This is a genomic window from Streptomyces sp. NPDC019531, from assembly GCF_044903305.1.
GTDB lineage: Bacteria > Actinomycetota > Actinomycetes > Streptomycetales > Streptomycetaceae > Streptomyces.
Genome location: NZ_JBJDQL010000048.1, coordinates 21,307 through 40,284, shown reverse-complemented (window position 1 = coordinate 40,284; position 18,978 = coordinate 21,307). Strand labels below are relative to the sequence as shown.

16 protein-coding genes and 2 pseudogenes are annotated in these 18,978 nt (G+C 67.9%); 9 read left to right on the top strand and 9 right to left on the bottom strand.

Annotation, left to right across the window (positions count from 1 at the left end):
* Positions 1-36: 36 nt before the first annotated feature.
* The 3 genes and pseudogenes from ACI2L1_RS37400 to ACI2L1_RS37390 form a co-directional block, all read right to left on the bottom strand.
* Entirely contained in the window at positions 37-771 is a 735-nt protein-coding gene (locus ACI2L1_RS37400) for a class I SAM-dependent methyltransferase (RefSeq protein ID WP_404743886.1), read from the bottom strand.
* 468 nt (positions 772-1,239) lie between these two features.
* Positions 1,240-1,416 (bottom strand): annotated as a pseudogene (locus ACI2L1_RS37395) (IS3 family transposase); the annotation flags it as partial.
* Between the two features lie 25 nt (positions 1,417-1,441).
* Positions 1,442-2,703 (bottom strand): IS3 family transposase gene (locus ACI2L1_RS37390; protein WP_404743885.1). Its coding sequence is split into 2 segments (ribosomal slippage): positions 1,442-2,424 and positions 2,424-2,703, totalling 1,263 coding nucleotides; the frame shifts between segments, so codons are not numbered across the junction.
* Between the two features lie 168 nt (positions 2,704-2,871).
* On the opposite strand from ACI2L1_RS37390, the gene ACI2L1_RS37385 reads away from it, so the two are divergent.
* Positions 2,872-3,024: a hypothetical protein gene (locus tag ACI2L1_RS37385; RefSeq protein ID WP_404743884.1), complete on the top strand. Its 153-nt coding sequence runs from the start codon at positions 2,872-2,874 to the stop codon at positions 3,022-3,024.
* 47 nt (positions 3,025-3,071) lie between these two features.
* Here ACI2L1_RS37385 and ACI2L1_RS37380 read toward each other — a convergent pair whose 3' ends face one another.
* Positions 3,072-3,998 (bottom strand): pyridoxamine 5'-phosphate oxidase family protein, encoded by a 927-nt coding sequence (locus ACI2L1_RS37380; protein ID WP_404743883.1) that lies wholly within the window; start codon positions 3,996-3,998, stop codon positions 3,072-3,074.
* Positions 3,999-4,041: 43 nt separating this feature from the next.
* Positions 4,042-5,049, bottom strand: a pseudogene (gene gap / locus ACI2L1_RS37375) (type I glyceraldehyde-3-phosphate dehydrogenase).
* A 384-nt stretch (positions 5,050-5,433) separates the two neighbouring features.
* Between gap and ACI2L1_RS37370 the strand changes: the two are divergent.
* From ACI2L1_RS37370 to ACI2L1_RS37350, 5 genes are all read left to right on the top strand, one after another.
* A complete protein-coding gene (locus tag ACI2L1_RS37370; RefSeq protein ID WP_404743882.1) occupies positions 5,434-6,381 on the top strand; it encodes an AraC family transcriptional regulator in 948 nt (315 codons plus the stop codon).
* A 56-nt stretch (positions 6,382-6,437) separates the two neighbouring features.
* Complete coding sequence (locus ACI2L1_RS37365; RefSeq protein WP_404743881.1) at positions 6,438-7,190, top strand: class I SAM-dependent methyltransferase; 753 nt, start codon at positions 6,438-6,440, stop codon at positions 7,188-7,190.
* Positions 7,187-8,866: an AMP-binding protein gene (locus ACI2L1_RS37360; protein ID WP_404743880.1), complete on the top strand. Its 1,680-nt coding sequence runs from the start codon at positions 7,187-7,189 to the stop codon at positions 8,864-8,866. The genes ACI2L1_RS37365 and ACI2L1_RS37360 overlap by 4 nt, the downstream gene beginning before the upstream one ends.
* Positions 8,867-8,957: 91 nt before the next feature.
* Positions 8,958-9,662 carry a metal-dependent transcriptional regulator gene (locus ACI2L1_RS37355; protein WP_404743912.1) on the top strand — a complete coding sequence of 235 codons (705 nt, stop codon included), beginning with the start codon at positions 8,958-8,960 and terminating at the stop codon, positions 9,660-9,662.
* Between the two features lie 126 nt (positions 9,663-9,788).
* Positions 9,789-11,237 carry an NF041680 family putative transposase gene (locus tag ACI2L1_RS37350; protein ID WP_404743879.1) on the top strand — a complete coding sequence of 483 codons (1,449 nt, stop codon included), beginning with the start codon at positions 9,789-9,791 and terminating at the stop codon, positions 11,235-11,237.
* Positions 11,238-11,260: 23 nt separating this feature from the next.
* Here the strand turns inward: ACI2L1_RS37350 and ACI2L1_RS37345 are convergent, their stop codons facing one another.
* The 3 genes from ACI2L1_RS37345 to ACI2L1_RS37335 all read right to left on the bottom strand — a co-directional run bounded on the left by ACI2L1_RS37345 (position 11,261) and on the right by ACI2L1_RS37335 (position 13,394).
* Entirely contained in the window at positions 11,261-11,767 is a 507-nt protein-coding gene (locus tag ACI2L1_RS37345) for a hypothetical protein (RefSeq protein ID WP_404743911.1), read from the bottom strand.
* Positions 11,768-11,861: 94 nt separating this feature from the next.
* Positions 11,862-12,776: an alpha/beta fold hydrolase gene (locus ACI2L1_RS37340; RefSeq protein WP_404743878.1), complete on the bottom strand. Its 915-nt coding sequence runs from the start codon at positions 12,774-12,776 to the stop codon at positions 11,862-11,864.
* Positions 12,777-12,845: 69 nt separating this feature from the next.
* On the bottom strand, positions 12,846-13,394 hold the full coding sequence (locus ACI2L1_RS37335; protein WP_404743877.1) for a CGNR zinc finger domain-containing protein: 549 nt from the start codon (positions 13,392-13,394) through the stop codon (positions 12,846-12,848).
* A 305-nt stretch (positions 13,395-13,699) separates the two neighbouring features.
* On the opposite strand from ACI2L1_RS37335, the gene ACI2L1_RS37330 reads away from it, so the two are divergent.
* From ACI2L1_RS37330 to ACI2L1_RS37320, 3 genes are all read left to right on the top strand, one after another.
* Positions 13,700-14,911: an acyl-CoA dehydrogenase family protein gene (locus ACI2L1_RS37330; protein ID WP_404743876.1), complete on the top strand. Its 1,212-nt coding sequence runs from the start codon at positions 13,700-13,702 to the stop codon at positions 14,909-14,911.
* 112 nt (positions 14,912-15,023) lie between these two features.
* Complete coding sequence (locus ACI2L1_RS37325) at positions 15,024-16,502, top strand: MFS transporter (RefSeq protein WP_404743875.1); 1,479 nt, start codon at positions 15,024-15,026, stop codon at positions 16,500-16,502.
* A 176-nt stretch (positions 16,503-16,678) separates the two neighbouring features.
* Entirely contained in the window at positions 16,679-17,926 is a 1,248-nt protein-coding gene (locus ACI2L1_RS37320) for a cytochrome P450 (protein WP_404743874.1), read from the top strand.
* A 4-nt stretch (positions 17,927-17,930) separates the two neighbouring features.
* On the opposite strand, the gene ACI2L1_RS37315 is transcribed toward ACI2L1_RS37320, so the two are convergent.
* On the bottom strand, positions 17,931-18,920 hold the full coding sequence (locus ACI2L1_RS37315; protein WP_404743873.1) for an NAD-dependent epimerase/dehydratase family protein: 990 nt from the start codon (positions 18,918-18,920) through the stop codon (positions 17,931-17,933).
* Between the last annotated feature and the right edge of the window lie 58 nt (positions 18,921-18,978).

Sequence of the window (18,978 nt, the reverse complement as noted above, 5' to 3'; positions counted from 1 at the left end):
CCAGGTGGCGATGGTGGAGTGCCGGGGCGTCGTGCGCTACTCGCCCTGGCGCGTGAGGAGTTGGAGCCCGAGCTCGGGGTCACCGGCGGGTCGCATGACGAGCCCGGCTTCGCTGGTCTCATCGGCCAGTTCGCTCTCGCTCGCCACCCACCAGCGGTATTCGACCGTGACCTCCGACAGCGGGAGACCGTCCCGCAGGACGCGGTAGTCCATCCGCCAGGTGACCTCGTCCTCGCCCGAGGGCTCCGCGCTCGCCCATCCCTCGTAGTGCTGTGCGCCCACGGTCGCCGAAGCCATTCGGGTGCGGGGAACGCGCTCCGGCCGGACGGGCGGGCTGACATTGACGATGAGGGCGCCGCCGGGGGCGAGTCGCTGCGCGGCGCTCACCCACAGGGCCCGTCGCTCGGCCGGAGACAGGTGGCCCAGCATGTTCAGTGCGACGATCGCTCGCAGACCGTCCGGGAGAGGTGCGCGTGCGGCATCCTCCGCCAACACCGTGACCCGGCCTCGGAGTTCGGGGGCGTCATGGACACGGGCGAGGAGCACCGCGCGCATGGCGGCGGAGGGCTCGACCGCGAGTACGGGCCCATCGCCCGGCAGCGCGGCGCAGATGGCCGCGACGCCGCGACCCGTACCGGCCCCGAGATCCACCACCGTCCCGGCCTCCGCCTCAACTTCGCGGAGCAGCCCGGCCAGCGCCGGGGCAAGGGACTGCCAGGCCCCGGCCATCATCAGGTCCAGGTACTCGGCGGAGCGTTCGTACGGATCCACTACGTCAACCTTCCCGGCGTTGCAAAAATGATTATCATTTTCACATAGGGCTTGGCGGAGTTCAACAGCGAACGCGTGCTGATGGCGAGGCGCTTTCCTGGGGGCACTCATGGGCGCCGCGCGGCGCCCCCACACCCGACTCCCTGGTGTTCGAAGCAGACCGTGCCCCCAACTCCCGTCACTCAGAGTGGATTTGGGACAGCTTCTACAGGACGCGCACATGCTCGACTTCGTCGGTGTACTGGCGCAGCTCGAGGCCGGCGATAGTGCCCGGGATCGGCTCGCCGGCCTCAGTGCCTGACGGATGAACTACAGCGCCTTGCCGACGACTTGACCGCCGACTACCTGCACGGCCGGTGGAGGCCGGAGGCGACGGAGGAACACCGCGCCCGCACCCTGTCCGCGCAGGCAAGCACCGATGGAGGCCTGGTGACTTGGGTCTGATGCAGGTTCGGGTGACAGGTGCGGTCACGCGGCATGGAGGGCCGTTGTGGTCATGACGGTCTCGAATTCGATGGCGGTCAGCCGACCGAGCGAGGCTTGTCTGCGTCGCCGGTGGTAGGTCCGCTCGATCCAGGTCACGATCGCGATCCGCAGTTCTTCGCGGGTGGCCCAGACACGGCGGTCGAGGACGTTCTTCTGAACCGCCCCGGGTTTCGTGGAGACTGCGTTAGCTGGTTTTCTGGAGTGACGCAGGAGGTTCGGCCGCGAGGTGGTAGGCGGCCTCGCGCTCGGCAGGGGTGACGTGGCCGAGCTCGCCGTGGAGGCGGCGCTGGTTGAACCAGTCGATGTACTCGGCGACCGCGACTTCGATGTCGTTGATGCCGGTCCACGGTCCCTTATTGCGGATCAGCTCGGCCTTGAACAGGCTGTTGAACGCCTCGGCCAGGGCGTTGTCGTACGAGTCGCCCTTGGAGCCGACGGAGGCCACGGCTGCCTCGTGTTCGAGACGTTCGGTGTAGCGCAGGGCCCGGTATTGGACTCCGCGGTCCGAGTGGTGTGTGAGGCCGGTGAGGTCGGCGCCGGTGTGCCGGCGGCGCCAGATCGCCATCTCCAGCGCGTCGAGGGCGAGGTCGGTGTAGAGAGAGGTGGCGACCTGCCAGCCGACGACCATGCGGGAGAAGACGTCGATGACGAAGGCGGCGTAGACCCAGCCGGAGATGGCGGCGTAGACCCAGCCGGAGAAGGTCCTGATGTAGGTGATGTCCGCGACCCACAGCTGGTTCGGCGCACTCGCGGTGAACTGCCGCTCGACCAGGTCGGTGGGCCGGTCGGTCTCGGGTGCGGGGCGGGTGGTGCGTGGGCTCTTGGCCCGGATCACCCCGCGCAGACCGGCCGCGCGCATGAGGCGCTCGACCGTGCAGCGGGCCACCTGGAACCCCTCGCGCAGGAGGGCGGCGTGGACCTTGCGGGCCCCGTAGACGCTGTAGTTGGCCTGGTGGATCCGGCGGATCTCCTTGGTGAGGTGCTCGTCTCGCAGGCTGCGGGCCGAGGGCGGGCGGGTGCGGGCGGCGTAGTAGGTGCTCGGCGCGATAGGCGCGTCCGTCTCGGCGAGGACGTCGCAGATCGGCTGGACGCCGAACGTCTCCTTGTACTGGTCGATGTAGGCGACCTTCATCGCAGTGGACGGTCCAGCTCCGCTGCGAAGAAAGCCGAGGCGGACTTCAATATCGCGTTCGCCCGCCGCAGTTCCTTCACCTCCCGCTCCAGCTCCACGATCCTGGCGGCATCGGTGCTGGTGGTGCCAGGCACGATGCCCTCGTCGGTCTCGGCCCGCTTGACCCAGCCGCGCAGAGCCTCGGGATGCACGGCCAACTGGTCGGCGATCCGCTTGATCGCACCAGCCCGGCCGGCCGGATCCTTGCGGGCCTCGATCGCCAACCGCGTTGCACGCTCGCGCAGTTCGTCGGGGTACTTACGGGGAGCAGCCATGATCGGCATCCTTCCGGGTCTTCGATGTCTCCATCAAACCCGGGGCGATTCAATCTGGCGGGTCGTTAGGCATGCTGTCCCGTGCATGTCCCGCGAAAATGAAATGTCCCGTTTGGTGCTGTCAGATGTGCCCGCCCCGGAGTCGGAACTCAAAGGGGAGGGCTGGACATGGCAGAGATCAAGGTGCACTTCAAGAACGACTTCGGGCTGGCTTCCTTCGAAGGCGTGGTGGCTCCGAACGGCGCCACCGGGTACAGGCAGGGCGTAGTCGACCTGGTTGCCGTACCGGTCCGGCCGACCCGGGCGGTGGGGCTGATGTGAGGTGGCCGGGTTGCCTGGCAGGGCTCCTGTGCGTCGACGTGTCAGGGTCAGGGAGCGGGGAAGTCCTGGCCGAGTGGAGGGTTGAACGGGGACGGCGCAGCCAAGGTCCAGCGAAGGGCCGTCGCATGGTGGATCTCGACCACATGCTCGACGTCGAACTCGACGAGCCTCAGAGCACCCGGCAGCTTCGCGCTGCGCTGTGGGTCCCAGTCGATCCGGGCCTGGCCGGTCAGCTGCAACGTATGGCCGTGTTCCCAATCCAGGAAGAGCAGCCCGCAGGACGGGTTGAGGTGAATGTTCCCCAACGTCATGTAGAAGGAGTTCCCGACGTAGTCCGGCCACGAGAGTCGGCGCGGACCGACGGTCACGAAGCCTGGTTCGCCGCCGCGGTGTGAGGCATCGGCCCCATGGCCCGGGGAGTGGCTGGCGATGAAGAACGTGTCTGCCTCTGAGATCCATCGCTGCTGTTCCCGGCTGAGGTCCGTACGGGTCTCGGCGGTAGCCCGGCCGGGATCCGAGGAGTCGGCGTCGTCTAGAAGAACGCGCTGCTGAATGTATTTGGGGCAGTTCCCCAGGGCCTGCTCGACGTGGATATGGAGAGCACCCTCTCGCTCCTGCGCCACTCCGTTCAGTCTGATGCGGCGCATGGTAGGCGGTTCGATCGCGAGCATGCCAACAGCGCGTTCGGCCTCGAAGGCGTGCTCAAGTGGGTCGTCCGGGGCCGGTACGGCAGCGACCACGAGATCGTGCCGGCCGACCGGGTCGGCAAAGCCGATGTCTCCGGTGAGGGCGGAGGCCCACACGGCGCCCTCGGCGTCGGTGGAGCCGAGGATGAGTATGCGTTGCTGCCTCAGGAAATGGGCGAATGCCGGCTCGATCACATCGCCGAACATGGGAGAACCCCAGCCCGCGTGTCCTTCGCCCGCCCTCCTCTGCACGGCCTGTTCACCCTCGTGATAGGGCGTCTTGATCACACTGATCTCCTCATGTTCGGTAACTTCCCCGGCGCCCAGCTCGCTATCGGCGGGCGCCGAGCAAGAGAGCCGTGTCGACGAGGCGGTTGGCGAAGCCCCATTCGTTGTCGTACCAGCCGACGACTTTCACCTGCCGTCCCTTGCCGATCACCTTGGTGAGTGCCGCGTCGAAGACGCACGAGGCCGGATCAGAGACGATGCCGCCGGACACGATGGGGTCCTCCGTGTATCTGAAGATGTTCGCCAGTCGGCTCTGCGCGGCTTCGGCGAAGAGCTGGTTGACCTCCTTGACCGAAGTGGGTCGGCTGGTCGTGACCGTCAATCGGTCACCGAGCCGGCCGCCACGGGAACGCGTAGGGCGAATCCGTCCGGTTTGCCGGTCTGTTGAGGCAGGACGCGACCGATGGCCTTCGCCGCTCCGGTCGTGTGGGGATGGTGTTCGTGGCGGCGGCCCGGGCGCGACGCAGATCACGATGGGGGGCGTCCTGCAGGTTCTGGTCCTGGGTGTAGGCGTGCACCGTCGTCATGAGGGCGTGTTCGATGCCAATGGTCCGGTCCAGTACGTCAGCCGTGGGCGCGAGGCAGTTGGTGGTGCACGAGGCGTTCGAAACGATGTCATGGCGGTCGGAGTCGTACAGGTGGTCGTTGATGCCGAAGGCGATGGTCAGGTCCTTGTTCCGAGCCGGGGCACTGATGATGACCTTCCGCGCACTGCCACGCAGGTGTGCTTTCGCCCTCTCCCCGTCGGTGAACACGCCCGTCGCCTCGATGACGACGTCCACCTCCAACTCGCTCCAGCCGATGACGGCCGGATCCCGCTCGGCGGTGACGCGGATGAGGCGTCCGTCGACACTGATCGCGTTGTCCATCGCAAGCACCGCGCGGTTCAACCGGCCGGCCGTGCTGTCGTACGCAAGCAGGTGCCCAAGGTGCGGGCGTCGGTGAGGTCGTTGACGCCGACCACCCCGAGATCGGCGTCCCGTGCGAGCGCGGCGCGGAGGAAGCTTCGCCCGATACGGTCAAACCCGTTGATACCGACTCTTGTCGCCACGTGCCTGGTCCTCTCTCGCAGGTGAGTGACACTTCCGCCCGAGACGCCGGACGGCGGTCGAGACGCTAATGAGTGCGGAGCAACCCTGATTGACGAATCGCGCACGAGCCATGGCTGAGTTGCGTCCTCTTGATGGCGCGATCGATCGGATCGATGCGGTGGCTGTGCCGCAGGTCGGCGCAGACAGTGCCAGGTGCGAGCGGCGCTTCGGGTGCCGTGGGCGCCACTGCGCTTCTCTTGCCCCCTAGGAAACCAGCACCCGGGTATGTTCCAATGGTGCAGTTCACGGATGCAGGGGGACATCGCCACCCATAGTGGGTGTGGCGGCTGCAATGACGCGGCCGCGGAAAGCCCCTGAGTTCTCGACAGGCGGGGGTTTGGTCGATGATGCGTGTCGGTGTTCGGGCTGATAGAGATGCCATTATCCGCTTCAACGCACTCGCGCAGTCCCATGACTGTGTGCAAATTGTCCGAGACTGCGACGAAGAGCCCCAGGGAACTACGGTAAGCAATCGGTTCGGAGAAGTGCGGGCCCTTCTTGTGGAGGGCGGTCCGCGCGAGATGATCCGGCCCGGCAGGCTGCTCGATTTCAATGCCGACGGATATCTGAGCGTGTGCCGCCCGCTGGTCGGCGAGATATTGGTCTTCCAGGACGGAAAACATGCGGCGGCCCGTGGGGCGCAGCTTGTCTGCTACGACAGTTCACGGCCTTACAAAGTCATCATGCCGGAACCGTTCCGTGCGGTAATCCTCATGCTGCCGCGCCGCCTGTTGGGGCTCACGGCAAAGGACACCGAGATGCTCACGGCGAACCTGTGGGACGGATCACACGGCCTTGGGGCGCTGATGTGCGACCTGCTCGTCGGTCTCGAACAGCATGGCGAGTATGTCGACACGGGGATCGACCTCCTGGGCGGCAGCGTGGCAGGCTTGGCTGCCGCGCTTTTCATGGAGCGGCTGCGCTCGTTGACCGAAGAGGCGAGCGTGGGCAGGCCTACCTTGATGCTGAGCATCCAGGCCTTTATACGCGAGCGGCTGGCCGACCCCGATCTTTGCCCGATGACTGTGGCCCACCAGTACAACGTCTCGCTGCGCTACCTGCAGAAGATATTCCGCGAGTACAACACCAGCCCGGCGCGATGGATCCGGGACGAAAGGCTGGCTCGCTGCCGGTCCGAGCTGGCCGAGCCCAGGTTCGATCACCTCTCCATCGCGGCGATCGGTGAACGATCGGGTTTTTACGGAGCTTCACACTTCAGTCGCCTTTTCAGGGATCGGTACGGCGTCACGCCTCGGGAATTCAGAAAGCAGCGAGGGGCTCTCAGTGGCTGACGCGCGGTGCACTGTGCATGATTTGGATAGTTCATGACACGTGGGAAGGAAATGCATTGACTAGCTTCGAATTTCCCGGACAGTACTACGAGATCATGCGCGGGGATTTTCGGGATATCGCCGCCGAAACGGAATTCCTCGCCTCTCTCGCACCGGCGGGCGGACGCGTGCTCGATCTCGGCTGCGGGACTGGTACGAACCTTCGGGAGCTCGGTGCGCGAGGCTTCTCGTGCCTGGGGGCGGACCAGAGTGCGTCGTTCATCGAGTATGCGCGCACGGTCGGCGGCGAGGGCGTCGAGTATGTGCATGACCGGGTCGAGACGTTCACCTGCGATGACCGGTTCGATCTGGTCTACAGCATCTTCATGACGCTGAACTACCTTGCGCGAGCAGAGCTGCGGCCCGTTCTGCGGAAGATGCGGGGCCTGCTGCGGCCCGGCGGCCATGTGGTCCTGGAATTCGGCCACTTGCTGAACTTCGTGGAGGGCTACCAGCAGCACACGGTGGCTCATCATCGCGGCGACGGAGTGCTCATCACCCGGCTCGCCCGCCAGTCGATCAACCCGCACGCGGCGAATTGGAGGAACGAGGAAACCCTTCTCGTCCGCGAGGCAGACGGCCAAGTGGCCATGTACGACAACTTCTTCGACCAGGCGGTCCTCACCGGGCCGGAGGTGCGCGGACTGCTGGCCGACGTCGGCCTGAAGGAAACCGCCGAGTACGGCGGTTTCCGGAAGGAGCACGCACCCGGCCACGGGCGTGGCCCGCTGGTGATAGTGGCGACCGCCGAGGAGGCGAGCTCGGTATGACGACCGCTGACATCTCGCTTCTCGACGGCGGGCCGGCTGTCGCGCCGGACGTGGCCCATCTCGGCGAGGCGCTCGTCCGGGCGGCGCGGAGCGCAGGCGCAGAGGAAAGAATCCGGTTCATCCAGCCGGACAGCAGCGAGACCGCAATGACATATCAGCAGCTGCTGGACGAGGCCGCGCGCATGCTCGCCGGCATCCGCGCGGCGGGCGCCCGCCCCGGAGAAACGATCATTCTCCAGGTGGGTGAGGACAGGGAACTGCTGGCCGCCTTCTGGGCGTGCGTCCTGGGCGGCTTCGTCCCGATGCCCCTCAACGCCGGCGCCACCGTCGACCAGCGCGCGGCCGCCCCCGAACTGCTGCGGCGGGTCTGGAACGGCTACAGCAGGCCGAGGGTCGTCACCGGAGCCGGTCAGGAGGTGGCGTCGGCGGTCACCGCCGATCCGCGCTGGGACGGCGCATGGCTGGGGACCACACGGGACCTGCTCTCGCACGCACCTGACCGGGCATGGCACCAGGCCGACCCCGACGATCCGGCCGTGCGGCTGCTCACCTCGGGCAGTACCGGTGTGCCGAAGGCCGTGGTGCTCAGCCATCGCAACGTGCTGAGCCGTACTGCGGCCACTGTCCTTGTGAACCGGCTGAGCAGCCGGACGCGTACCTTCAACTGGATGCCCCTGGATCACGTAGGCGGCCTGGTCATGTTTCATGCCCGTGACGTCTACCTCGGCTGTCGCCAGGTGCACGCCCGGTTCGAGTGGGTGCTCGGCGATCCGCTGCGCTGGATCGCCGCGATGGACCGGCACCGTTCGGACACCACCTGGGCACCCAACTTCGCCTTCGGACTCATCAACGACCAGGCGGATCGGCTCAAAGAGCAGTCCTGGGACCTCAGCTGCCTGCGCTACATCATGAATGGCGGCGAAGCCGTCCGGAGCGGAGTGGTCCGTCGTTTTCTGGAGGTGCTCGCCCCCTTCGGGCTTCCGCCGGACGCCATGTACCCGGGCTGGGGCATGTCGGAGACCTCCGCCGGCGTGGCCGACTGCGAGTTCTCCGCCGTCAATGCCGGGGACGAACGTTACGTCCCCGTGGGGCGGCCGCAACCGGGTACCTCCCTGCGCGTGGTCGATGAGCGCAACGAGCTCGTGCCCGTCGGTGTCACCGGTCGGCTGCAGGTCACCGGTGCCACAGTGACCTCCGGTTACTACCAGAACGCCGACCAGAACCGGCAGTCGTTCACCGCCGACGGCTGGTTCAAGGCCGGTGATCTCGCCTACGTCCAGAACGGAATCCTCACGGTGACCGGGCGGGCGGATGACGTCATTCAGCTCGACGGCGTGACGTACCACGGCCACGAGATCGAAGCCAGGGTGGAGGAGCTCGACTTCGTCGTGCCGTCCTACACCGTGGCCTGCCCGGTGAGCGCGGAGGGCGGAGAGGGCGAAGAGCTCGCGGTCTTCTTCCACCCGCGCGACGGAGTGGACGTCTCCGAGGCGGAAGCCCTGGTCCGCGGCCAGGTGGCGGACGCATTCGGGGTCGACCTCGCGCACGTCGTGCCGGTCACGAAGGAGGACGTTCCCAAGACCGGCATCGGCAAGCTCCGCAGGGTGCAGATGCGGGAGCGGTTCGAATCGTCACGTGGTGCCGACCGCGCCGAGGCATCAGGACCGCGCTCCTGACCCGTATGGCGCGGGAGAGCCGTAGGTGGTGGTGTCGGGGAGGCTCCCGGCACCACCGGCCGACACAGGGGAGAGATGGCGCATGCCCGCGATGTCCGAGCTGATCGACCCCACGGAGATGTATCTCCGCACCATCTTCGAGTTCGAGGAGGAGGGCGTACCGCCCCTGCGCGCCCGGATCGCCGAGCGGCTGGGCCGGAGCGGGCCGACGGTCAGCCAGACCGTGGCGCGGATGGCGCGCGACGGCCTGGTCCGGGTCGCCGGTGACCGTCGTCTGGAGCTGACCGCGGAGGGGCGCCGACTGGCGACGCGCGTGATGCGCAGGCACCGTCTGGCGGAGTGCCTGCTCGTCGATGTCATCGGCCTGGAGTGGGAGCGTGTGCACGTAGAGGCCTGCCGCTGGGAGCATGTGATCACCGAGGGGGTCGAGCGCCGTATTCTCGAACTGCTGCGCCACCCGACCGAGTCGCCGTACGGCAATCCGATCCCGGGCCTGGACGAACTGGGCGGGCTGTCCGGGGCCGATGCGTCCCTGGGCGGAGGGCTGCTGTGCCTGACCGACCCGGGCGCGGACGGCAGGACCGTTGTCGTACGCCGCATCGGCGAAACCCTGCAGAGCGACCCGTGGCTGATGCACTCGCTGCGGCGGGCCGGAGTGGAACCGGGCACGGTGGTGAACGTGACGGCGGCACCGCCGGGAGTGCTGGTCGGCAACGGCGGTGAGCCGGTACATCTGCCCGGGGACGTCGCCTCTTGCGTGTTCGCCGAAGAAACCGGGGAACAACTCCGGCGCTGAGCTTGACGTTTAACCTGGCAGGTCACCCGACCTGCTGATCTGCGGTTCTTCCCGGGACAGCGGGGGCGGCCGTTCTCCACGCTTCGAGATGTCGAGTCACGAAGCACGAGAGAACGGCCGCTGCTCATGAGTTTCCCTGCCGCCCCGCCCGCAAGCGAGGCGTTGGACGTCTTGTCCCGCTTTCGGGTTGAGTTCTACGAGAGCCTGTACGCCCGCGCGGACGTGCTCTTCGAGCTGACCGACGCGGTGCTGTGCACCGACGGCCCGGTCAGGACACTAGTCGAGCTTTCCCTCGCGCATGAGATGCGGCGCGGGCACGGCGCACTGTACGCGGCTCTGGACAAGGGCTGGTGCGAACCGGTCCGCATGCGCCGGGCGCTGGCCGACCTCCCGCTGCCCCGCATCGCCGACGGCCGTATCGCGTTGGCGGTGGACGTCTCCAACTGGCTGCGTCCCGACGCGAACACCAGCCCTGACCGGCTTTTCTGCCACGTCCACGGCCGCCGCGCCGACCGCAGCTGCGACCAGCTGATCCCCGGCTGGCCCTACTCGTTCGTCGCGGCCCTCGAATCGGGCCGCACCTCCTGGTGCGCCCTGCTGGACGCCGTCCGTCTGGGCCCGGCCGACGACGCCACCACGGTCACCGCCGCCCAGCTGCGCGAAGTCGTCACCCGCATCATGGCCGCAGGCCACTGGAACAGCGGCGACCCCGACATGCTGATCGTGATGGACGCCGGCTACGACAGCGCCTACCTCTCCCACGCCCTGGCCGACCTGCCCGTGATCCTGGCCGGGCGCCTGCGCTCGGATCGCGTCATGCTCCGCGACGCGGGCCCCGCCCGCTCCGGCCCCCGGGGCGGGCGGCCGCGCAAACACGGCGGCGTGCTGACCTTCGCCAAACCGGAATCCTGGCACGCACCCGAGGTCACCACGATGACGGACACCACCCGCTACGGAAAAGCGGAGGCGATGGCCTGGGACCGCATGCACCCCCGCCTCACCCACCGCGGCCCCTGGCTGGAGCACGCCGCAGAAGAACTCCCGCTGCTGCACGGCACGTTGATCCGTCTCACCGTGGAACGCCTGCCCGGCGAGGCCACCCCCAAGCCGGTGTGGCTGTGGTGCTCGGCCACCGGCTCCACCCCGGCCACCGTCAACCTGTGGTGGCGGACGTTCCTGCGCAGGTTCGACATCGAGCACACCTTCAGAATGATCAAGCAGGCGCTCGGCTGGACCGCACCACGCATCCGCCACCCCGCCGCGGCCGACCTGTGGACCTGGCTGGTCATCGCCGCGCACACCCAGCTCCGCCTCGCCCGCCCCCTCGCCGAGGACCTACGCCACCCCTGGGAACGCCCCGTCAAGACCGAACGGCTGTCCCCGGCCCGCGTCCGGCGAGGGTTTCGCAACCTCCGCCGGAAGGCGGCCCGTCCCACAGCCGCGCCCAAACCGGGCAGGCCAGGCCCTGGACGTCCGCCCGGCAGCCGCAACCAGCACAAAGCCCGTATCCAGGACGTCGGCAAGACCGTGAAGCGCGCCGAAACGATCAGGGAACACGAACAGCAGCGAGGTTAAGCGTCAAGCTCAGTGTTCCTGGATCAGGTGCGGAGCAGTGAGGCATGGATGCGAGCGATGGCCCGCAGCACCTCGTCGCGGTTCTTGGCTTGCTGCATCCAGGCGGGCAGGCGGGCCACGACGGTCATCTTGCGGCCGTGGTCGTGCCAGGGAATCCCTTCACGCAGCGACGCCTGCACGAATCGTCTGATCAAGTCCAGGTGTTCCAGGTTGTAGGCCCATACCCACCCGTGCCGGGTCTCGGTCTGCAGCCACAGACGGACGTCGAAGTACGGGTCCGTGGCTGGCTCGCACGGGTCCCGGTGCAAGGCCACACATCCGCGGCTCCATTCCTTCGCCGTCCCGCAGCTTCGGCAGATGAGACGCCTTGGTGCGAAGAGGCCCTGGTCGTGCCCTCCGGTTGGGTCTGGTGCTGTCCCGACCTGTGCGACCTTCTCGCATCCGGGGCAGCGCACGAGGACAGACGTGAGGAAGTCATACTTCGTGCTGCGTGGGTCCCGGAACCGATGGTGCGAGGAAATCGGACTCATCGGACCAGTATGCGAGCCAAGCACCGAAGGCTCCTACGAGTTAAATCACAAGCTGAGAGCCTGTTGCCTTCAGGTCGTGGGGCTGCGGGCCGCTTCAGCGGCCGGCCGACGGACCATGTTCGGCCGGGACAGGAGCGGCTGCCGGGAGCTTGCGGCCGAGGAACTCCGTGACCAGATCGGCTATCTCGGCGCAGTGCGTCTCCAGGGCGAAGTGCCCGGTGGGCAACAGATGGACCTCAGCCCCGGGCAGGTCGCGCCGGAACGCCCGGGCGCCCTCGGGGCCGAAGATCTCGTCGTAGGCTCCCCAGATGGCGAGCAGCGGAACCTGGCTGCTGTGGAAGTACTCCTGGAAGACCGGATACGCCCCCAGGTTGTCGCCGTAGTCACGGATGAGCCGGAGCTGGATCGCGGTGGTGCCGGGGCGCTGCAACAAGGCCGAGTCGAGATGCCAGGCGTCCGGGTCCAGCAGGCTCTCGTCGGACACTCCGTGGGTGTACTGCCACCGGATCGCATCCGGAGTCAGGGCCTGGCGTATGGGCGCCTCGGTCGTGGGGTTCGGGTCGGCGATGTACGCGTGGACGGGTGCCCAGAAATCCGCGACCAGGCCTTCCCAGTAGGCGTTGCCGTTCTGCGTGACGATCGCGGTGACGCGTTCGGGGTGGGCCGTGGCCACCCGCCAGCCGATCGGCGCACCGTAGTCGTGGACGTAGAGGGCGAAGCGCGACAGCCCGAGCTGTTCCGTGAAGTCACGCGTGACCGCGGCCAGGTTGGCGAAGCTGTAGTCGAAGTCGTCGGTGGACGGTCGTGCGGAGTGACCGAAACCGATGTGGTCCGGCGCGATGACCCGGTAGCTCCCGGCCAGGCGGCTCATGAGGTCGCGGAACGAGCGGGAACTCGCCGGAAAGCCGTGCAGCAGGAGCAGGACCGGGGCGTCGGCGGAGCCGGCCTCGCGGTAGAAGACGTCGAGCCCCCGCACGCTGACGGTGCGGTGGCGGATGCGCGGATTCATGGATGCTCCTTTGCCATGAGTGTGTTCCGGCCTGCGCCGTCGCCCGTGGGTGCAGGTGCCGTCGGCCGTTCAGTCACGGGCGGGGCGGGTCCTCGCGTAATGCCGTGCCGCCTTGGCGCGGTTGCCGCACAGCGCCATCGAACACCAGCGACGGGTGCCGTTGCGGGATGTGTCGAGGAAGTACCTGATGCAGTCCGGCTGGTCGCAGAGGCGGATCCGGTCGGGAGCCGTGGCGAGCAGGTGCAGGTAGTCGTGGGCGGCCGTCCACGCCGCGCTCCAGGCGGGATCCTCGAACTCGGTGGTCTCACCGGGCCCTTCGGCGGTCAGGGTGGGCCTGATACGGCCGTGCCCCAGGATCTCGTCGACCTTCCGGGCCGCGCTGGGGGAGCCCGGCGCGGTGACAGCGGCGGCCAGTGCCTCGCGTGCGGCGAGGACCGCCTTCAGTGACGCGCCGTCAGCGGGGAAGCGGTCCGCCAGCCCATGGCCGGCCAGCCATACGCGCAGACCGGTCGGCGAGTCCAGCAGGTCCTCCTGCCGGCCGTGTTCCAGCCAGAGGGTGTTCAGCAGGTCGAGGGCGAGAGGTTCGCCGACGAACGGACGCGGGTCGGCCTCGGTCATCCACCATCCTCCATCCGATCAGGTTCTAACCCCTCAAGCTTACGTGACCGGTTGCAAGAGGGGTGCTTAACCCCTAAAGTAAGTTTCGCTGGTTAGATGATCGGCGTGTGCGGACGTACCAAATCGCGTGCGCGTTCACACGAGAGGCGAGAGGTCGCCGTCCCTAGCGTGGGGGCGGCGCAGGATCGGCCGGCCCGTCCCCCGTTCCGCCGCGTGGGCTTCGCCCGTACGGCGGCAGGTGCGGACGGCGGTCTTTCATCGCGCCTGAAACGAATGACGAGCACGCAGGTACAGGAGGGGTTTCAATGACGGTTACGGAGACTCTGAGTCCCGCTGTGGGCGCCGAACAGGCCCCTGTCTCCGCGGAGGAGATTCTGGCGCGGGCGCGGGCTGCTGCCCCGTTGCTGCGCGAGCGCTCCGAGGAGATCGCGCGAACCAGGCGCCTTCCGGATGACGTCGTCCAACTGGTGCGTGACACGGGCGTTTTCCGCATCGGAATGCCGAAGGAATGGGGAGGCCCGGAACTCACCTTCGCGCAGCAGACCGAAGTGATCGAGGCGCTCTCCTACGGTGACTCCGCCGCCGGCTGGTGCGCCATGATCGGCATGGACACCTGGATCTACGCGGGCTACCTGGACGAGCTGGTGGTCAAGGAGATGCTCGCCAACCCGGACGCGATCACCGCCGGTCTGATCTTCCCGGTCGGTCGTGCCGACCGCGTCCCTGGGGGCTACCGCGTCAACGGCCGCTGGCCGTTCGGCAGCGGTGTCACGCACGCCGACTGGGTCGTCGGCGGCTGTGTCGTCCACTCCGACGGCGAGCCCGAGCCCGGTCCGGGCGGCGCGCCGGTGAACTGGCGGTTGATGCTGGCCCGCCGCGAGGACTTCGAGACGGTGGACACCTGGCACACCACCGGCCTGGCTGGCAGCGGCAGCATGGACTACCAGGCCACCGACCTGTTCGTTCCCGAAGAGCGTTCGTTCGACTTCACAAATCCGCGGGGATCCGGGCCGCTGTCCGCCCCCGACGCCTTCCTGGGCAATGTGCCCGGTGTGCCGCTGGGCGTCGCCCGTGCCGCACTGGACCACGTACGTGAGCTGGCGGCCGATCGCGTCGAGCGGGCCACGGGCACCCCCTGGTCGGACAGTTACCGGGTGCAGACGACCATCGGCCAGGCCGAGATGGAACTCTCCGCGGCCCGCTACGCGGTCTACGGAACGTTGCACGAGCTGTGGAGCCGGCTGGAGGAAGGCAAGCAGCCGACGCCGGACCAGCAGGTCTCCTCGGCACTCGCCCGCGTCAACGCCTTCCGGACGGCCCGGTCGGTCGTCTCCAGGCTCTCCGACCTCGTCGGAACGGCCTCGATCTACCAGACGTCGCCGCTGGACCGCTGGCTTCGCGACCTGCACACCATGTGCCAGCACATCCTCGCCCAGGAGCAGATCGTGCAGTCGGCGGGAGCACATCTCCTCGGCGGAACGCCTCAGGCGCCCTTCCCCCTCGGGCTCAAGGGATAACCCGGGCACGGTGAACAGCGGTCGATGACACGGGGCGCAGCTCCGCTCATCGACCGCGCCGCCGGCATCGGAAGCAGTAAATGACCGGCAATTGACTAGATGAGGACAGTTAATGGCAACTTCCAGCGAAGTAGAAGTCGACGCAGTAGCCACAGGCGGAGGAAAACCGGACGGAACCAAGTCCTGGGGATTCCGCGAGTGGGGCCTGCTCGTCAGCGTCTGTGCGGCATTCTTCCTGGACGCCCTCGACAACATCATGGTCGGTATCGCGGTTCCGCCGATCCAGTCGGACCTGGGAATGAGCACCGAGTCCGTGCAATGGGTCGTCAGTTCCTACGTCCTTGGATTCGGCGGTTTCCTGCTGCTCGGCGGACGTATGGCGGACCTGCTGGGCCGGCGCCGCATGTTCCTGCTAGGTGTGGCCGTCTTCGCCGTGGGGTCTCTCGTCGGCGGCGTGACCAATGACGGGCTAGTCGTGATCGTCGCCCGGTTCATCATGGGCATCGGTGCCGCGTTCACCGCCCCGGCCAGTCTGTCCATCATCATCACCAACTTCGCCGAGGGCCCGCAGCGCAACCGCGCGGTCGGCATCTACACCGCCTGCGGTGCGGTCGGCTACTCCACCGGCGTCATCGTCGGCGGCGCGCTCACCGAGATCAGCTGGCGCTGGACCTTCCTGCTCCCGGTGGTCGTGGCGCTCATCGCGTTCGGCGGTGCGCTGGCGCTGGTACCGCGTGACCCTCGGGCGGACAAGAGCGGAAGCAAGTTCGATGTCGCCGGTGCCGTCACCGTCACCGCCGCGATGCTGCTTCTCGTCTACAGCATCGTCGAGGCGCCCAACTCGGGCTGGACCTCCCCTCGGCCCCTGGGAACGTTCGCCGCCGCGGTGGTTCTGCTCGCCGTCTTCGTGGCCGTCGAGCGCCGGGCGGCTCAGCCCCTGCTGCGTCTGGGCCTGCTGCGCAACCGTGCCCTGGTGGGAGCGAGCCTGGTTGCCGCGGCGATCCTCGGCACCTACATGAGCTTCCAGTTCATCGGCGGCCTCTACCTCCAGTCGCTGCGTGACTGGTCGCCGATGAAGATGGCCCTGGCCTTCCTGCCCATCGGTCTGCTCATCATGACGATCGCTCCCCGGGCCGGAAAGCTGATCGCGCGGTTCGGTATCCAGTGGATGATCTTCGCTGGCTTCGTCGCCTACACCGCCTCGTACGTGCTCTTCCTGCGCATCGACGAGACGTCCTCGTACCTCTGGGTGATCCTGCCGAGCATCCTGCTCATCGGCGTGGCGTTCCCCTTCTCCTTCCCCGCCGCCAACGTTCAGGCGACCACCGGCGTGGACGACTCCGAGCAGGGCCTTGCGGCTGGTGTGCTCCAGACGGGATACCAGGTGGGCGCGGCGATCGTCCTCGCGATCGTCACCGCCACCATGTCGGCTGATGGAGAGGCGGAGGGAGCATCGGCGACGCTGTCCGGCTACCACTCCGGCCTCTATGTCGTCACCGGCATCTCCGTCCTCACCATGCTGCTCACGCTCGCCGCCGCGCTGCGCGCCTCGTCCCGGCGCCGGGCGGCGGGTGCGGCAGTCAGCCGGTAGACCCCCGCCCTCCGATGGACCGGCCGGCGTTCCACCCCCCACCCGTCGTGCAGCACGGGGATGGAACTCCGGCCCTCCCCACAAACCCGAATCTATGGTGCCGGAGTCCATCCGCTCCGGCAGAGTTTGCTTGCCCGGGCGGATGGGACCGACCCGGCGAGACCTGGAGATGACCGATGGACCGTAGCGGGGCGTGCCCCTTTGTCATCGACGCCAGCGGGCGCGACATCCATGGCGAGATCGCCCGGATACGCAGCCGAGGACCGGCAACGCAGGTGGAACTCCCGGGCGGAGTGACGGCCTGGTCGGTCACTGACGGCGACCTGATCCGCAGTCTCCTCCTGGATCCGCGGGTGTCCAAGGACGCCTACCAGCACTGGCCTGCCTGGATCAACGGCGACATATCCCAGGACTGGCCCCTGGCCATATGGGTGTCCGTCCAGAACATGGTGACGGCCTACGGCCCCGACCACACCCGTCTGCGAAAGCCGGTTGCCACAGCCTTCACCCAGCGCCGTGTCGCCGCTCTCCGCCCGCGTATCCAGCAGATCGCCGACGAACTCCTCGACGCCCTGGCCGCCGAGCCACCGGGGCAACCGCTGGATCTGCGCGAGAGATTCGCGCATCCGCTGCCAAACCAGGTGATGTGCGAGCTCTTCGGCATTCCCCAGGAGCACCGCGCCGATCTCCACGGGATCATCAAGGGCTTCTTCCGTACGTCTGCGTCCGCGGAGGAGGCACAGGCCAACGGCTACGCCCTGTACGCCACCATGTCGGAGGTCCTCGCACACAAGCGCGAGAGCCCAGGTGACGACCTCACCTGCGACCTGATCGCGGTGCGGGACGAGGACGGTGCGCGCCTCAGCGAGAAGGAACTGGTGGACAATCTCATCCTGTTGTTCACGGCCGGATACGAGACCACCGTCAACCTGCTCGACCACGCCGTCCACGCGTTGCTGCGCCACCCCGAGCAGCTCCGCCTCGTAGAGCGCGGGGAGGCCGACTGGGACGACGTGATCGAGGAGACGCTGCGCTACGAAGCCCCGGGCGCTCACTCGATCCTGCGCTACGCCGTCGAGGACATCGATCTCGGCGATGTCGTGATCCCGAAAGGCGACGCGATCATGATCTCCTACGCCGCGGCGGGACGGGACCCGGTGCGACACGGTGACACTGCGGATCGCTTCGACATCACCAGGCCTGGCCGCCGGGACCACCTGTCCTTCGGCTACGGCGTCCACTACTGCCTGGGCGCGCCGCTGGCCCGGGTGGAGGCGTCGATCGCCCTTCGCTCGCTGTTCGCGCGTTTCCCGGATCTGGCTCTCGCCCAGCCCGGTCGGCATGCCGAGCCGCAGCAGTCGTTCATCTCCAACGGACATCGAGACCTGCTGGTCCTGCTGGACCGTCGGACCGCCCCGGTCTGACGCCTCAGCTGGCCGACCGAGCGGCCGTGCCCGCTGCGGCGGCCGCCACGGCGGCCCGGTACCAGGTGGCGTACGACGCGAAGCGCTCCGGGAAACCCGGTCCCGGCTCGGCACCCGTGAGCTTCCACAGGGCCGAGCTCTCGTACCAGTGGTCGACCGCGAGCAGCGACAACCTGCGCGCCCTGGTGGGGTCGTTCGGGGCGCCGAGCAGGTCGAGCGCCTGGCTGTCCGAGACGCTCCCCTGTGGGAGCGGCAGGTCCAACGCTCGGGCCACTGTGGTGATCACGTCCCGCACCCGGACCGGGGCGGGGTGGTTCGCGTGCAGGACCCGGCCCGATGGCAGGCGGGCCTCGTGGAGTGCCAGAGCCACGATGGCGTCGGCCAGATCGTCGACGGCGATCATGGAGACCCGGGCGTCGCCACCGTTCACCCAATGCGGGACGCGGCCCAGCATGGCCACGAGGGAGGGGATCACCCAGGTGTCCCCCTCCCCGTAGACCATGTGCGGGCGCAGGACGAGGCCGCCCGCCGAGAGCACGCTCTCCTCCGCGGCGAGCCGCGTGATGCTGGTCGGCGACACCGGGGCGGCCCGGAGCATCGTCTCCGTCTCTCCCCGGTGGGGTCCGTCGCCGTAGACCGCGGCCGTGCTGAGGTGGATGATTTGCTGGACGCCGGCCCGGGCCGCCTCGGACAGCAACGCTTCCGTGCCCCAGACGTTGACGGCACGGCACCGCTCCATGTCTCCGCCGACCTGTGCGGCGAGATGGACGAGGGTGTCCACCCCGTCGCATAGGCCTCGAAGGGAGGCCGCATCGCGCAGGTCGCCGTGGAAGGTCCCCGCCGGTGCGCCGGTCGGCACCGTGATCGCGTGGTCATGGACCAGCAACCGCACGGAGACGTCGGGCGCGGTGCGATCGGTGCTGAGGAGTCGCCGGACCACATGTCGGCCGATGAATCCCGCACCTCCGGTGATCAGTACGGTCGGCTGCGTCATGCCGGCTTCCTTCCCTGGGTCCGCACCTCGGTGCGAACCGGCGTCAAGAGAGGTGAGA